A 14,195-nucleotide genomic window follows, 5' to 3' on the forward strand; every position below is an offset into this window, starting at 1 on the left:
TCGGCCGGAGGGCGTGTGGACCATTCGCGTGTCAGCCCGGGCCAGATTTGTGTGGTTCCTACAACCGTCAGGGTCCCACTCAAGATTAGACTGAGGCCTTGACCTTGGTCATCAGCGGGTTCCACCCGGCGTGTGCCCCGGAACCGTCCGACCGGACTTGTATGAAAGCGCCAAGGGTGCCCCGCACCGGCGACCACCCCGACATCCACCCCGACGGAGGACCTGTGACCGAACCGGATCTGACCACCACGGCAGGCAAGCTGCAGGACCTGGCCCGGCGCCGGGCCGAGGCCGCACTGCCGTCCGGCCAGGATGCGGTGGACAGGCAGCACGCCCGGGGCAAGCACACGGCCCGCGAGCGCGTGGAGATGCTGCTGGATCCGGGCTCCTTCCTGGAGTTCGACGCCCTGGCCGTGCACCGCACCACGGCGTTCGGCATGGGGAGCAAGAAGCCGGTCGGGGACGGGCTGGTCTCCGGCCACGGCACCATCGACGGCCGGCTGGTGGCCGTCTACGCCCAGGACTTCACCGTCTACGGCGGCTCCCTGAGCCAGGTCAACGGCGAGAAGATCGTCAAGGTCCAGGAGTTCGCCGCCCGCAACGGCTGCCCGGTGATCGGCATCAACGACGGCGGCGGGGCTCGCATCCAGGAGGGTGTGGCCTCCCTGGCCATGTTCGCGGACATCTTCCGCAACAACGTGCTCTCCTCCGGCGTGATCCCGCAGATCACCCTCATCATGGGTCCCTCGGCCGGCGGTGCCGCCTACTCCCCCGCCCTGACGGACTTCATCATCATGGTGGACAAGACCTCCCACATGTTCATCACCGGCCCGGACGTGATCAAGACGGTCACCGGGGAGGACGTGGACATGGAGACCCTGGGCGGTGCCACCTCCCACAACACGGTGACCGGCACCGCCTCCTACCTGGCGGCGAACGAGGAGGACGCCCTCGAGTACGTGCGAGAGTTGCTGGAGTTCCTGCCCTCCAACAACCTGGCCGAAGGGCCCCTGGAGCCGTTCGAGGAGGAGCTGGACGTCACCGCGGAGGACCTCGAGCTGGACACGCTCATCCCGGACTCGGCGAACCATCCCTATGACATGCGCACCGTGATCGAGCACGTGGTGGACGAGGCCCACTTCCTGCAGGTCCAGGAGCTCTACGCGCCGAACGTGATCTGCGGCCTGGGCCGGGTGGAGGGGCGCTCGGTGGGGATCGTGGCGAACCAGCCGATGCAGTTCGCCGGCACCCTGGACATCAACGCCTCGGAGAAGGCGGCCCGCTTCGTCCGCTTCTGCGATGCCTTCAACATCCCCATCATCACCCTGGTGGACGTGCCCGGCTTCCTGCCCGGCACGGACCAGGAGTTCTCCGGGATCATCCGCCGCGGCGCCAAGCTGATCTACGCCTACGCCGAGGCCACCGTGCCGAAGCTGACCGTCATCACCCGCAAGGCCTACGGCGGCGCCTACATCGTGATGGGCTCCAAGAAGCTCGGGGCCGATCTGAACCTCGCCTGGCCCACGGCCCAGATCGGCGTGATGGGCGCCCAGGGCGCCGTCAACATCCTCTACCGCCGTGACCTCAAGGACGTGGAGGCGTCCGGCGGGGATGTGGAGGCCAAGCGCGCCGAGATCGTCCGGGACTACGAGGCCGAGCTGCTCAACCCGTACCAGGCGGCCGACCGCGGCTACGTGGACGCCGTGATCACCCCCGCCGAGACCCGGACGCAGATCGTGCGCGGCCTGCGGGCCACGTTCCACAAGCGCGAGTCCCGTCCCGCCAAGAAGCACGGGAACATCCCGCTGTGACCGTCGGACCGTCAGGGAACCGGACAGTGAACCAGACATCAATGAATCAGGAGGAGAGCATGCAGAACGACCATCCCGAGCTCGTGGTCAAGGGCACCCTCGACGCGGAAGAGACGGCCGCCCTGACCGCTGTGCTGCAGGCCGTGGCCGTGCAGGCCGAGCAGCACCGCCGTGAGGACGTTGGCCGGCGAGGCCCGGACCGCACACTGGACCGCCGCCGCCGGCTGGGACTGTGGGCCCGCCCGGGCTCCGACTCCTGGAAGCACGCCGCCGGGCAGCGCTGACCTCCGCTTTGAGTGCAGAAGTTTCGGCGCATCCCAGCGGAGGTCGATCGCTGCCAGCCGGGGCCGGACCTTGCTGAACGGAGCATGGGACGCCGGCGGAATACGGGGAGGAACGGTCTATTGCCCCCAACGCTCCGCCAGTTCCGGATAGGGCCCCTGCACCGAACACTTCACCGGGCGGGTCTTACGGGGCACGGTGCCACGAGCACTCTCGTTCGCTGAGGCCAGCCACGGGTTCGTCCGGGAGAGGTTCCACTTGCGGCACAGCCGCCGCAGCAGGTTCAAGCACCGCGCCCCGCCCCAGTCGTGATTTCCCAAACGGGCACGGTTGAGTAGGCAGCGCATGCAATCTGGCGGTGTTTGCTTCCGGTCGCGCGCATAAGGAGTCGTCGGTCGCTACGTAGGGGGACTTTCTCGTAGGCTGGTGGTCGTGTCTGTCGTTGATCTGTCCGCCAGTACTCAGAACTATCTGAAGGCCGTTTGGAACCTGCAGGAGTGGTCGGATGGCCCCGTGACCGCTTCCACGATTGCGCAGAAAACCGGGTTGAAGCTGTCCACGGTGTCGGGGGCTCTGCCCAAGCTCGTGGAGCAGGGCCTGGTGGAACACGCTCGGTATGGCAGCAGCGTCACGCTCACGACGGTGGGCCGCGGGTATGCGGTCGCTATGGTGCGTCGGCACCGGCTGATCGAGACGTTCCTGGTCGAGGTGCTCGGCTACGGCTGGGATGAGGTCCATGACGAGGCAGAGGTACTTGAGCATGCGGTCTCCGATTTCATGATCGGGCGCATCGATGAGCTCCTGGCGCACCCAGTCCGGGACCCGCACGGTGATCCCATCCCCTCGCCCTCGGGAGCCGTGGAACGGGTCCCCTCGGTGGAGAACCTCTCCGCGTCGAGGCCCGGTGCGCGGCTGGTGGTCGAGCGGATTTCCGATGATGATCCGCAGTTGCTGCGCTTCTTCGCCGAACGCTGCCTGGTGGTGGGCGCCGAACTCGTCATCTCCGCCGGGCCGCCCTACTCGGATTCGCTGCAGGTGCAGGTGGGCGAGGCCGCCCCGCTCGTGCTCGGCCGCGCTGCCACGGACGCGGTCTGGGTCTCCCCGGTGGGCCCAGCGGCCGCGTGACCGGCCGGGTCTTGACCGGTCGGTTTCAGCCGATCAGCGCCTGCTCCGGTGTGGTCGGCCGGGTCCCGGTGGTGCGCTGGAGGGAGGACCGACGCCTCCGAGCCCTGGCCGCTCGAGTGGCGGCGAGGACCAGCAGGAACACAACTCCGTAGAACACGGACATGCCGGCGCTGGTGGCCGCGTTGGCCGCATACGCCGCCCAGAACCCCCCGACGGCGCCGGCTCCGGCGATTCCCACGGTCAGGCCGATCATCACTGGCAGTCGATCGGTGAGCAGGTAGGCGGTGGCCGGCGGCGCCACGATCAGGGCGATCACGAGGATGGCACCGGCTCCGTTGAATGCCGCCGTGACCGTGATGGAGACGAGGAACATGAACCCGGTGTTCAGCGCTCCGGAGCGGATGCCGAGGGTCCGGGCGAACTGCGGGTCGAAGGTCGTGAGTTTCAGCTGCCGATAGAACGCGGCGAGGAAAGCCACGTTGACCAGCAGCACGGCGAGCATCACGTACAGGTAGACAGGCCCCAGGTCGAGATTGGGCGATCGGCCCGGTGCTTCGATCGTCAGCTGCTGGAATGACGCCAGATTCAGGTCTCCCACCAGCACGGCGTGGGTGTCGAGGTGGATGTTGGCGAAGTCCGCGGTCACCATGATCACTCCGATGCTGAATAGGGCCGGGAACACCAACCCCTGCGGGGAGTCTCCGGCCAAGAGCCCGGTGCGGGTCAGGTACTCGTTGCCCAGGACAACCACGAGGCCGGCCAGGGCTGCCCCGAGGATCAGCCACGGTGAGCCCAGGTCCTGGGTGATGGCGTAGCCGATGACGATGCCGGGCAGCACGGCGTGCCCGATTCCGTCGACCAGCATGGAGTTCTTCCGCAGCACGACGAACACGCCGGGCAGCGCGCAAGCCATCGCCATGGTTACGGCCACCAGTGTGGCTCCCAGCAGGAAGCTCATGACTGTCCCGCCCCCGGCAACGTGGTGCTACCCTGCGGTTCGATGTGTGCTTCCCGTTCGGCGACCAGCTGGCGCAGTAGTATCCGTCGGTGGCGGGTGCGGCCTCGTGCTCGGGTGATGAGGCTGCGTCCAGGGGCGAGCAGCAGCGAGAGCACGAGGAAGGCGAAGAGGGTCAGTACGATCAGCGGCCCGGTGGGCACGCCGCCTACCGCAATGGAGAGGTAGGCTCCCAGGCCGCTGCCGAGGCCCCCGATGATCCCGGAGAGCACCACCATGGCCGGCAGGGTGCGGGTCCATTGCCGTGCGGCGGACGGTGGGGTCACCACGAACGCGACCATCAGCACCAGGCCCACGGCTTTCACGCCGATGACGATGGCAATCACGATGGTGATGAACATCAAGGCGTCGATCGCCCGGGCATGGAAACCCAGCACGGTGGAGTGGTCCGGGTCGAAGGTGCGTAAGGTGATTTCCTTCCAGAACACCACCATCAGCACCAGGGCGGCGGTGCCTACGGAGATGCTGGCGATCAGGTCGGCCTTGGTGATCACGGAGGCGTTGCCGAACAGGTAGTCCTGGATGCCGCCCTTGCCCGGGTAAGCGCCGTTGCTGATGATCCGCATCAGCAGCATCCCCGCGCCGAAGAAGAGGGACAGGGTGATGGCCATGGCGGCGTCGATGCTCAGTTTCGTCGCCCGGGTGACGTACTGGGCCAGACCCACCGCCAGGGTGCCGGCCACGACCGCTCCGAGCATCAGTACGGCCATGTTGCGTCCGTCGACCTCCAGCACCACGACAGCGAGCAGGAAGGCCCCCAGGGTGCCGGGCAGTGCGGAGTGTGAGATGACGTCGCTGATCAGGGACTGCTTGCGCAGGTAGGCGAAGCTGCCGAGCGCTCCGGCCACCAGGCCGATCACCGCGGTGCCGAAGAACGCCATCCGGAAGGTGTGGTCGTCGAAGAACGCGCCCGGCCCCATCAACGCGCCGAGGACGTCGCTCACGGGGCGACCTCGACACGAGGGCCCCGGGAGTTGTCGGGCTCGAAGAATCCCTGTTCGGTGTCACCGACCCGGTACGCATGCCGGAGATGCTCGCTGGTGAACGCCTCATCCACGGGCCCGCAGGAGACGACGGTCTGGTTCAGCAGGGTCACGTGGGTACAGAAGTCCTGCACCGTGGCCAGGTCGTGATGCACGATCACGACGGTCTTGCCGGCCTGCCGCAGCCGGTGCAGCACGGAGACGATGGCCCGCTGGCTCTTCGCATCGATCCCCTGGAAGGGCTCGTCCATGAAGAACAGGTCGGGCTCCTGGGCCAAGGCCCGCGCCAGGAAGACCCGCTGGCGCTGGCCGCCCGAGAGCTCACCGATCTGCCGACGGGCGAGGTCGGTGATCCCGGTCTGGGCCATCGCTGTTGCGGCAGTCTCCTTCTCCGCGCGGCCCGGCCGGCGCAACCAGCCCAGACGCCCATAGGTGCCCATCAGCACCACGTCTCGGACCGTGGTCGGGAAGTCCCAATCCACCGAGGTGAACTGCGGCATGTACCCGACTCGCTGGCGGACCCGGCTCAGGGACTGGCCGAAGAACTCACTGGTTCCGGTCAGCGGTGTGACCAGGCCGAGCATGGCTTTGATCAGGGTGGATTTGCCGGCGCCGTTGGGGCCCACGATACCCATCACCGCGCCGGCCGACACCGAGAAGTCGACGTTGCGCAGCACCGGCTCGGTGTGGTAGGCGACGCTGAGGCCGCTGGTCTGGCAGGCGATCACTGCCCCTCCTCCTGCCCCTGGCCCAAAGCGTCGGCGACGGAGCGGGCGTTGTGCTCGTAGACCTCCAGGTAGGTGTCGACGTCCGCCTGGGCTCCGCGGGTGTCGGCATACAGCTCCTCGTCGGAGATCTTCACCTCCCAGCCGCGAGCTTCCACGGCCTCGCGCAGGGAGGTGATGGCCTGCGGGTTGGCCTGGTTGTCCTGGAAGATCACCGGCACCTCGTTCTCCACGATCAGGTCCGCGAGGTCACTGAGTTCCTGCGGGGAGAGCTGGGCCTCGGTGGAGATGTAGTCGGTGGCGTGGACCTCGATGCCGTAGGCCTGCACGAAGTAGGCGAAGGCATCGTGGCCGGTGATCAGCACCCGGTCTTCCTCGTCGATGGTGCCCAGCAGGTCCTCGGCCTCGGCGTGGACGCGCTGGATCTGGCCGATGTAGTCGTCCGCGTTGGCCTGGTAGGTGTCCGCATTGTCCGGGTCAATCCGCGCCAGATGGTCCGCCGCGTGACCTACCGCCAGCCTCCAGGCCTCGGGGCTGTTCCAGATGTGGGGGTCGTGCAGTGCGTTGCCCTCGGCATCGGTGTCCTCCCAGCCCAGCAGCAGGTCCTCCGGGATCTGATCGCCGACGGCCAGCTGGGCCTCGCCGAGGCTCTCCAGTTGATCGATCATCTGCGCCTCCAAGTGGAGGCCGTTCCATAGCACCACGTCGGCGCTCTGTAGGGCCTGGATGTCTTGTGTGGAGGGCTGGTAGGTGTGCGGATCCCCGCCCGGGCCCACCATGGTGGTCACCTCCGCTTCCGGGGCGATGTTCGCCACCGCGTCCGCGAGGTACCCGGTGGTGGCATACACACTCAGCGGTTCCTTGGACGCGCCGGCGGTGGAAGATCCGCCGACAGAGCAGGCTGACAGAAGCAACGCGCCCGCCAGGACGGTGCCCACCCCAGCGAGACGGCCACAGCGCCCTGAACGAGACGGACGGGGTCGGGAGTTGTCAGGCAATCGGTAGTTGGGCATGCAAGAGACAATATGTTCGGTGTATACAACAACGCAAATGGGTGCGCAGGGGTGAGCCGGAATATGCTCTCAGCAGAGGCCCGTCCAACGGCAGGTGTCCTCGTGGACACGAATTGATGACGCCTTACCAATCAATCGACTCTTGGATCGAATGTGACTTAATCCGCTAAATGGCGGGGTTCTTTAGAAGCTCCGTGGCGGCATGTTGCGGCGGACGATCGTCGTTGGGGCTCGCGTTCCGCAAGGGGATCCCCCTACGGGTCGCTTCTGAGGTCACCTGGTCGATCAGTGAAGACTGCTTCTGACATGAGTGCCGTCCGCTTCTGAACCTGACAGTCGGCCAGCACACTTGCCACCTCGTCCTCGTGCCCCACCGCCTCCTCGTGCCGCTCCCACGTCTCGTCGTCCTCAGACAGCCGCGGGTCGAGCCAGACAAGCACAAGCACATCACGTGGCGCGACGTCTGAGCCAGCGGCGTCCCCCGTGGCGTTGAGAAGGGCATCCGGCCGCGCCACGCATCGTTTCGCTGGACGATGACTCTCCGGCATACTCGTGTCATGGCCTTCCCGGGCTGGCGTGAGCCGACGCGACTGCTGGAAGAGTCCGCGGGTCCGCCAACCGACGAGCAGCTGGGCCTGGCGCTGAAGGTCGGGTATAGGTTTACCGACGAGTCACGCGTCGTGCTTGCGGCGGCTATCGAAGCTTGGCTTCGCCCGACGATCTGGCAAGAGCAGCTTTACCCGGCGACCGAACGGCAGCAGGCGGTCCTGCGGGAGTTGGGTCATACCGGCGAGGTGGCAGAACTCTCGCGTCCAGTGGCTTCGGCTTGGATCGAGCACCACCTCGCCGCGCGGACGGCTGTTGCGCTCAGGAAACTGCGCCTGAGAAGCGGAGATATTGTCGACCATGAGCAGAGGCACGTTGACCCCGCCACCGGAGAAGTTCACGTCTGGTCCGAGGCGCAAACCGTTTCGAGCATCGGTCGGAACGGCCTAGTCTACTTCCGCGGCGGCAACGGACGATGCGGCTGGCCCTCGAAGATTCGGCGCAGCGATGCCCCTCCATCTGAGTGAGCCGGCACCACAAACCTGAGATGTGTGGCACCGACCCCTCTGCGGCACGCCAGCCCGTGGAAAACGAAGGGCCACTGGCGTCACCGGATGTCGTTCCCCCACTGGATCATGCTTGCTTGAGTGCCAAACCTCGCTCTACCTGCCGGGCTTTAGCCTGAATCCACCGACCCGGCTACGTCCCCCACGCAGCACAATGATTGGTGAATCACGGTTAAGACGCCGACTCGAAGCGTTTTACTGACGAATCCGTTCACTGGTCCGATCGCAATATTAATAGGCCTCGATGAAGCGATATTCGCATTCCCACTAACGTCGATTTGTCCATCGACCAATAGATCCACGAAGGCATCCATTTTCGCACAAATTGAAGCACGGGCTGGCTATCCCCTCAACGGTCGGAATGTGCTTATAGTTCGTTCCACACGAGAAACGCAGGGGAAGGAACCATGAGACCTCAAAGGCGCACCGCTCGAGACCCACACGTGCCTGAATCGAAAAAGAAATCTAGGAAGTTGGTTCAGATCGTAGCCACCTCCCTGGCAATCGCGGTTGCCGTGGTATCTGAAATACTGGTTGGTTGGATCCAACCCTTCGCGGATAACGTTTCTGATTTCTTCAGAGATGGTGACCCTGTCCTGACGAGTGTCGTTTCGATTGATGCAGAGGTTCCTGGTGAAGATCTCCTGCTCGTAGGTGGCGTCACTAACGCAGATCTAGACCGACTGGAGACTTTACGTGGGGAGCAACGTGAGCAGTGGTTCCGAGAGCGAGATGCCATCACAGCAGGACCAAAAGAGGTAAAGATTCAGGTTAAAGGCAATAGACGGGATCAGGTCCGGATCGTCGGAATCCATCCGTCGCCGGAATGCTCTTACCCCGCAGACAGCGCCTACTTAATCAACATGGATGGGCGCGGAGGAATTCCGCCTTCCATCGGAGTGGTATTAAGCCTTGACGAACCATTCGATGAGCCAGTCACCCAAGATCCAGAGCATCCGCTGAAGTACGTACCTTTCTTCCGCGACCGGACCATTACCCTCGAAGACAAAGAAACGGAGTACTTAGTCATCACAATTCTCCCAAGCTATGGGGGCGGACTGTGCCAGACGGCGATCAACCTCGAAGTTCTCGTGAACGGCAAAACGACTACCCAGACAATCGGCGACGACGATAACCCGATTTACGTCTTATCAACTCAGAGCACCCGAGACCCTTCGCCGTTCCAGATGTACGAGGGAATGTGCTGGCGTCCTGTTCCATACACCCCTAGCGACATGGCAGTTTACGGACGGTGCGCGGATCCGTCTAACGTGAAGGAGAATTGGTGAACCGGTCCTCACTCCTCTACGGCTCGCTGAATGCCTCGCAACCTATTCCAGCTCACGCCGGCAGCAGTGCGTTCGAAGGTTCACATGCACGGTCTCCGATGGAATGCCCGTCATACTGACTCAGCAGGAGGGATGCCGCCCATCGCCGTATCCCTCACTAACCGAAGGTTCAATGCCCGCCACTCAACCTTGTAGCCCCATGTCCGGTAACCCATCCCCGACCGGACGTGTCTTGTTGAATGGGGGAATGGATATTCGCCCCTGCACCGACGAGGACCTGAGCGTGTTGTGCTTGCACTGGAGGACGCCCGGTGGCGTCCACGAGGCACACCATGCCCGTCAGCAGGCCGGCCAGGCCACCTACCTGGTCGCGTGGCAGGATCAGGAGCCGCTGGGCTCCGGCGTGGTGCAGTGGGGCGGGTGCATCGGGTCGAATGCCCGAACCGCGTACCCACAGGCGGTGGAGATCAATCACCTGCAGGTCCGTGACCAATACCGTGGACAGGGCGTGGGCAGCGACCTCATTGCCGCCGCTGAGGCCCTCGCATGGCAAGCTGGCCGTTTCCAGATAGCGGTAGGCGTCGCCGACGACAACCAGGGCGCGGAACGCCTGTACCGCCGCCTGGGCTACCGCCTCACCGGCGTCGTCGATGTCAGCGAGTACGACTGGATCACCGCCGAGGGAGCAGTCCAGCATGAGACCGAGCGCGATCTCCTGCTGGTCAAGGACCTCGCCCCCACCATCGGCATTCTTTGAAGGCCAGCACCGGGGCCGCCTGAACCCGGACGAGTGGACCGGATGAGGATCAGGTGAGCCCACCGTTCGTCACACCGCTGGATTGTCCCGTGAGGGGGAACGACTCACCGGTCCGACGATGGACCAAGAAGCAGTTTGCCAGCACCGCCCCAGCGGGGGATCCCTTATGGCCACGGTGAGTGGGTAGGCCGCAGGACGAACACAGCGTGGGGTTGGACGCTCACATTGAGTGTAATTCTCGGCGACACGACACGGCTTTGAAGTGCGTAGGTCGCAGCGGATGCGGATGGCGGACTCGCTGCTGATGCCGTAGTCGTACCCGAGGGGCTCCATAGTCGCTGTATGGATTCTGAGCCGGCTACTCCGGCGTAGAGCTCCAATGTTCCCGAATGACTGTCAGAGTGGCCCTGAGATGTGGGTGACCGACATCGGATCCAGTCCGAGATGGGACTGTTCATTTGTGTCGTCACAGTCGGCCATCGCGTCGTTGTCTAGGAAAAGGACGCAGACAGTGACATCGCGGTCCTTGGTGGAACGCCACAGGATGCCGTCGACCGGGAGATCGTAACGCAGGTGTTCAGCGATGATTTGGGTCGGGATGTAGTCGAGGTTCTGGGTATCGCTCGGGTCAGCGACCTTGGTGACGTCGGTGATGAAATCGTGCATGAAGGTCCGGGCACCACGCAGGTGACGAGCGCGGTCGTCGAACAGCGACGGGACCGGGGGCCAATCGCGTAGGTCGATGAAGGTTAGGTCAGTCAGCTGGGTGAACTGGCCGACGGTCGCGTCGTGGTCCGCTTCTGCGTACCCAGCGACCTCGGCTCTGGCTCCATGCAAGGTGGAGGCACCGTAGAATGCGCCGATGCCCGTCGGCGTCATGCGGTTGTCGCGGGCATGTTCGCTTGGAGGAGTTCCGATCTCTTTGGCTGTCTTGTGGGCCTCGTCAGCGGGATGAACGCGTGCGCGCCACCAGGTGGAGCCGGCAGGACTGACTATTGTCAGGCCAGAGTGTTGAACTGATCGCACGACTGCTGCGGGAACGGCGTGGAGAGGGATGTCGCCGGCTCCGAGCGTGGGATCTGCCTCCGGGGTGAGGAACGTGAATCGGCGCCGAGTCTTCACGTATTGGCAGAACGCCGACCATCCCCACTGGAGTGCTTGGCTTTCAGTTGATTCGTACGGATGGAGCTGGCACCAAACAGTGTTGTTGATGGCTCCTGCGATGTCGTCGATGAGCTTGCCGTTCTCGGCGACCTCATGTTCCCGCAGGAGATCGTCGGTGTCGTAGGTCGGGACCTGGTAGCCGCCTTCGCGTCCGTCCCAGCCAGCTTCCTCTGCTGGATCGTCGTACTCGGCCCGCAGGCCTCCGACGACGAGTTCTATTACCCGCTCGAGTTCGGCCAGTGATTCAGGTGCCTGCGGCACCTCCTGACAGTACTCGCAGGCGGCAGCTGCCTCGTCTTCGGCGTCGGCCCACGATTCGCCCTCTTCGCGGATGACCGCGGAAAGTGTGGGCTCGGTGATGCACTTTGAGCAGACCCTGCCGGACTGGTCGGAGTATCCGCGGGCGTCAACCTCTTCCATGTACCGCTTCGTCAGACCCATGAACATATGAAACCCGACGCACGTTGTTCAGGCAAAGCCAGATCCAGACGTGAGAACGGTCGATCCAGGTCGGAGGGACGACCTGCTTCAGCATGCGCGAAAACTGGTCTCCATCGCCCGAGGGGGAACGCACCGTCAACGGAACCTCAGCCGGCCGGTGGACGATCCCTCAGCGGCACATGTGGCCGCATCGCGGCAAGAACGAGGCGGGGATCAAGGAAGTAGGTCCCAGTATTGGCGTCTGGCGGGCATGGCATGGATCACCATCTGTTCGCCACTTTCGAAGGCCAGCACAACGGTCTCAAGCAATCGAGCGCGGGTATCGAAGCCAAGCCGTAACTCACGATGCGGCCAGTCGTCTTCTTCAAGGGGTTCGATCCACTGGCACCAGTCGGCAGCCTGGATCGCGTCCTCGGGAAGCACTCCGTGCTTAAGGGCGCTGGCGTGAACCTTCACACTGCGAAGTCAGTCAGGGCGCGGCGGATCGCCTCCGAGCGTGACAGGTGCTCTCGCTCGGCTACTTCATCCAGTGCCGCAATCTCCTCCGCGGTGAGGCGCACGGCAACGACCTGCATCGGCTCAGCGCCGCGACCGGGGCGACCGCGTCCGCGGCGCTTCAATTCCTCGACGTCGTAACCAGCTTCGGCCTCGTCTGCCCACTTCTGGATCTGCTCGTCACTGACCATGATCAAATCGTATAACGAAAATCGGCTGTGCAGTAGAGGAAGCACTCCGACCCCTGGCATGAGCGGGCGCCGAGCCACTAGATCCGTTTTGGGTGGGGATCCCCGTGCGGACAGCGACGGCTTCTCACCCATCTGGCGCCCAGCGTCGTTGAAGGCGGTTCGGCAGGCGGGCTGTCCGTTCATGCCGATGGTCCTTGAAGTAAGCTACTTCTGTCGACTATAGTCGACACATGGCCGAGGTCTTCACCACTGACGACTTCGACCGGTGGTTGCGCAAGCTAAAGGACCGACAGGGCCGGCTGCGGATCCTGTCCAGGATCGACCGCCTAGCCCACGGTAACCCCGGTGACGTCAAGGCTGTCGGCCAGGGCGTCCTGGAACTTCGGCTTACCTATGGGCCGGGCTACCGGGTCTACTACGCACAACGCGGCAACCGCTTGGTGCTCCTGCTCTGCGGAGGCGACAAGTCGACACAACAGAGCGACATTGCCAAGGCGCACCAACTCGCCTCAGAGTGGCAAGCGACGGAGGACGACAATGACCACTGAGCAGTACACCCGCTTTGACCCCGCCGACTACCTCGACGACATCGACGACGTCGCGGCCTACCTGCAGATCGCTCTGGAGGAGTCTGCCGAGGATCCCGCCGCCGTACCCCGCGCTCTGGGAGCGATCGCCCGCTCAGGCAACATGAGTGAACTGGCCCGCCGTGTCGGGATGAGCCGCGACGGGCTCTACAAGGCACTCTCCGACCAGGGCAACCCCACCTGGTCAACCGTGCTCAAGGTCTCCGACGCCCTCGGCCTCAAGCTCATTTTCCGCGCCGTCGCATAGACGCTCAACTCTGCCGCTGAGGGTTGACCGGTAAGGGGTCCCGTCGTGGGACGGCCCAGCTGTGTGCACCAGCAAGAGATCAGCGGACACGTTCCATGGTGAGGCTGAGGTCCTTGACCAGCAGGTGATCGTGCTCGGTCTCATGTCGGACTGACCCTTCGGCGGTGATCCAGTCATACTCACTGACATCGATCACCCCGGTGGAGCGGTAACCCAGACGCCGGTACAAGCGTTCGGCATCCGGATTGTCCTCAGCGACGCCCATCGCCATCTGGTGTCGGCCGGTCTGCGCTGCGAGGGCCTCAGCGGCGGCGATCAGAGCGCTACCCACTCCTTGTCCGCGACAGTGGTCACGGACAAGGAGGTGATTGAGTTCCACCGCATCGGGATACGCGGTCCGCGCGTTAGACCCGATGCAGCCACCCCACTGCAGTACTCCGGAGCCCAGTGGCTCCTGGCCCTGCCACGCGACCAGGTAGGTGACCTCACCGGCCAGATGGCGGGCATGGTGCCTCTCGTGGACGCCGCCGGGCGTCTTCCAGCGTGAGCACAACAAACGCAGGTCCGCGTCGGTGCAGGGGCGAATATCCATTCCCCCATTCAACAAGACTCGCCCCCGGCAATGCCGCACGACTGCCATCGGCATCGACGGACATCGTTATGCTTGCCCGGATCCGCTTTCGGTTGGCGACCCATCGGGTGTGAGCAAGCCGAGGCCGATGTAGGACAGCGTCCCCAGGATCAGGCCCGCGCCAATCCAGATCGCCCAGAGTCCCCCTTTGCGGCCTAGGGTTCGACTGAGGAGCCCAAAGGCCAGTACCAGCGGACCGATGAGCCAGCCGAGGTAACCGAACATGGCAAGACCCAGTCCGACGGGGACGGCCAGCACGGCTGCAAAGGCCATGGCCACCGTGTGCCGGTCTGGTGCATATGATCTGTCCGCTGGCGGTTGCGTCAT

At 64.4% G+C, this 14,195-nt stretch carries 17 protein-coding genes; 8 read left to right on the forward strand and 9 right to left on the reverse strand.

Features of this window, described 5'->3' with window-relative positions; all coding sequences use genetic code 11:
• Nucleotides 1–224 precede the first annotated feature (224 nt).
• The 3 genes from AB0K08_RS04890 to AB0K08_RS04900 all read left to right on the forward strand — a co-directional run bounded on the left by AB0K08_RS04890 (nt 225) and on the right by AB0K08_RS04900 (nt 3,218).
• The gene (locus tag AB0K08_RS04890; RefSeq protein WP_363352244.1) at nt 225–1,811 is read left to right on the forward strand and encodes an acyl-CoA carboxylase subunit beta; all 1,587 of its coding nucleotides are present in this window, start codon (nt 225–227) and stop codon (nt 1,809–1,811) included.
• Nucleotides 1,812–1,870: 59 nt separating this feature from the next.
• Entirely contained in the window at nt 1,871–2,095 is a 225-nt protein-coding gene (locus AB0K08_RS04895; protein WP_363352246.1) for an acyl-CoA carboxylase subunit epsilon, read from the forward strand.
• 430 nt (nt 2,096–2,525) lie between these two features.
• Nucleotides 2,526–3,218: a metal-dependent transcriptional regulator gene (locus AB0K08_RS04900; RefSeq protein ID WP_363352248.1), complete on the forward strand. Its 693-nt coding sequence runs from the start codon at nt 2,526–2,528 to the stop codon at nt 3,216–3,218.
• Between the two features lie 25 nt (nt 3,219–3,243).
• On the opposite strand, the gene AB0K08_RS04905 is transcribed toward AB0K08_RS04900, so the two are convergent.
• The 4 genes from AB0K08_RS04905 to AB0K08_RS04920 are packed head-to-tail and all read right to left on the reverse strand — an operon-like array spanning nt 3,244 to nt 6,789.
• Nucleotides 3,244–4,176: a metal ABC transporter permease gene (locus AB0K08_RS04905; RefSeq protein ID WP_363352250.1), complete on the reverse strand. Its 933-nt coding sequence runs from the start codon at nt 4,174–4,176 to the stop codon at nt 3,244–3,246.
• Complete coding sequence (locus AB0K08_RS04910; RefSeq protein ID WP_363352252.1) at nt 4,173–5,177, reverse strand: metal ABC transporter permease; 1,005 nt, start codon at nt 5,175–5,177, stop codon at nt 4,173–4,175. The genes AB0K08_RS04905 and AB0K08_RS04910 overlap by 4 nt, the downstream gene beginning before the upstream one ends.
• The gene (locus AB0K08_RS04915; RefSeq protein ID WP_363352254.1) at nt 5,174–5,944 is read right to left on the reverse strand and encodes a metal ABC transporter ATP-binding protein; all 771 of its coding nucleotides are present in this window, start codon (nt 5,942–5,944) and stop codon (nt 5,174–5,176) included. Before AB0K08_RS04915 ends, AB0K08_RS04910 begins: the two co-directional genes overlap by 4 nt.
• The gene (locus AB0K08_RS04920; protein WP_363352256.1) at nt 5,941–6,789 is read right to left on the reverse strand and encodes a metal ABC transporter substrate-binding protein; all 849 of its coding nucleotides are present in this window, start codon (nt 6,787–6,789) and stop codon (nt 5,941–5,943) included. Before AB0K08_RS04920 ends, AB0K08_RS04915 begins: the two co-directional genes overlap by 4 nt.
• A 722-nt stretch (nt 6,790–7,511) precedes the next feature.
• Here AB0K08_RS04920 and AB0K08_RS04925 point away from each other — a divergent pair.
• The 3 genes from AB0K08_RS04925 to AB0K08_RS04935 all read left to right on the forward strand — a co-directional run bounded on the left by AB0K08_RS04925 (nt 7,512) and on the right by AB0K08_RS04935 (nt 10,112).
• On the forward strand, nt 7,512–8,027 hold the full coding sequence (locus AB0K08_RS04925; RefSeq protein ID WP_363352258.1) for a hypothetical protein: 516 nt from the start codon (nt 7,512–7,514) through the stop codon (nt 8,025–8,027).
• Between the two features lie 482 nt (nt 8,028–8,509).
• The gene (locus tag AB0K08_RS04930; RefSeq protein WP_363352259.1) at nt 8,510–9,355 is read left to right on the forward strand and encodes a hypothetical protein; all 846 of its coding nucleotides are present in this window, start codon (nt 8,510–8,512) and stop codon (nt 9,353–9,355) included.
• A 247-nt stretch (nt 9,356–9,602) separates the two neighbouring features.
• Entirely contained in the window at nt 9,603–10,112 is a 510-nt protein-coding gene (locus tag AB0K08_RS04935; RefSeq protein WP_363352261.1) for a GNAT family N-acetyltransferase, read from the forward strand.
• 396 nt (nt 10,113–10,508) lie between these two features.
• Here AB0K08_RS04935 and AB0K08_RS04940 read toward each other — a convergent pair whose 3' ends face one another.
• The 3 genes from AB0K08_RS04940 to AB0K08_RS04950 form a co-directional block, all read right to left on the reverse strand.
• The gene (locus AB0K08_RS04940) at nt 10,509–11,717 is read right to left on the reverse strand and encodes a HEPN-associated N-terminal domain-containing protein (RefSeq protein ID WP_363352263.1); all 1,209 of its coding nucleotides are present in this window, start codon (nt 11,715–11,717) and stop codon (nt 10,509–10,511) included.
• A gap of 213 nt (nt 11,718–11,930) precedes the next feature.
• Complete coding sequence (locus AB0K08_RS04945; RefSeq protein ID WP_363352265.1) at nt 11,931–12,173, reverse strand: toxin; 243 nt, start codon at nt 12,171–12,173, stop codon at nt 11,931–11,933.
• Complete coding sequence (locus tag AB0K08_RS04950) at nt 12,170–12,403, reverse strand: ribbon-helix-helix protein, CopG family (RefSeq protein WP_363352267.1); 234 nt, start codon at nt 12,401–12,403, stop codon at nt 12,170–12,172. Before AB0K08_RS04950 ends, AB0K08_RS04945 begins: the two co-directional genes overlap by 4 nt.
• 230 nt (nt 12,404–12,633) lie before the next feature.
• On the opposite strand from AB0K08_RS04950, the gene AB0K08_RS04955 reads away from it, so the two are divergent.
• Together AB0K08_RS04955 and AB0K08_RS04960 are read left to right on the forward strand one after the other, a co-directional pair.
• Entirely contained in the window at nt 12,634–12,951 is a 318-nt protein-coding gene (locus tag AB0K08_RS04955) for a type II toxin-antitoxin system RelE/ParE family toxin (RefSeq protein ID WP_363352269.1), read from the forward strand.
• The gene (locus AB0K08_RS04960; RefSeq protein ID WP_363352271.1) at nt 12,941–13,237 is read left to right on the forward strand and encodes an addiction module antidote protein; all 297 of its coding nucleotides are present in this window, start codon (nt 12,941–12,943) and stop codon (nt 13,235–13,237) included. Before AB0K08_RS04955 ends, AB0K08_RS04960 begins: the two co-directional genes overlap by 11 nt.
• A 79-nt stretch (nt 13,238–13,316) precedes the next feature.
• On the opposite strand, the gene AB0K08_RS04965 is transcribed toward AB0K08_RS04960, so the two are convergent.
• Both AB0K08_RS04965 and AB0K08_RS04970 read right to left on the reverse strand, forming a co-directional pair.
• On the reverse strand, nt 13,317–13,829 hold the full coding sequence (locus AB0K08_RS04965; protein WP_363352273.1) for a GNAT family N-acetyltransferase: 513 nt from the start codon (nt 13,827–13,829) through the stop codon (nt 13,317–13,319).
• A 66-nt stretch (nt 13,830–13,895) separates the two neighbouring features.
• On the reverse strand, nt 13,896–14,141 hold the full coding sequence (locus tag AB0K08_RS04970; protein WP_363352275.1) for a hypothetical protein: 246 nt from the start codon (nt 14,139–14,141) through the stop codon (nt 13,896–13,898).
• Nucleotides 14,142–14,195 lie beyond the last annotated feature (54 nt).

This window comes from Citricoccus sp. NPDC055426 (assembly GCF_040677445.1).
Lineage (GTDB): Bacteria > Actinomycetota > Actinomycetes > Actinomycetales > Micrococcaceae > Citricoccus.

Coding starts and splice junctions, on each gene's coding strand:
- AB0K08_RS04895 (WP_363352246.1), top strand. CDS start 1,871: ATGCAGAACGACCATCCCGAGCTCGTGGTCAAGGGCACCCTCGACGCG.
- AB0K08_RS04905 (WP_363352250.1), bottom strand. CDS start 4,176: ATGAGCTTCCTGCTGGGAGCCACACTGGTGGCCGTAACCATGGCGATG.
- AB0K08_RS04935 (WP_363352261.1), top strand. CDS start 9,603: ATGGATATTCGCCCCTGCACCGACGAGGACCTGAGCGTGTTGTGCTTG.
- AB0K08_RS04940 (WP_363352263.1), bottom strand. CDS start 11,717: ATGGGTCTGACGAAGCGGTACATGGAAGAGGTTGACGCCCGCGGATAC.
- AB0K08_RS04950 (WP_363352267.1), bottom strand. CDS start 12,403: ATGGTCAGTGACGAGCAGATCCAGAAGTGGGCAGACGAGGCCGAAGCT.
- AB0K08_RS04955 (WP_363352269.1), top strand. CDS start 12,634: ATGGCCGAGGTCTTCACCACTGACGACTTCGACCGGTGGTTGCGCAAG.
- AB0K08_RS04960 (WP_363352271.1), top strand. CDS start 12,941: ATGACCACTGAGCAGTACACCCGCTTTGACCCCGCCGACTACCTCGAC.
- AB0K08_RS04965 (WP_363352273.1), bottom strand. CDS start 13,829: ATGGATATTCGCCCCTGCACCGACGCGGACCTGCGTTTGTTGTGCTCA.
- AB0K08_RS04925 (WP_363352258.1), top strand. CDS start 7,512: ATGGCCTTCCCGGGCTGGCGTGAGCCGACGCGACTGCTGGAAGAGTCC.
- AB0K08_RS04970 (WP_363352275.1), bottom strand. CDS start 14,141: ATGGCCTTTGCAGCCGTGCTGGCCGTCCCCGTCGGACTGGGTCTTGCC.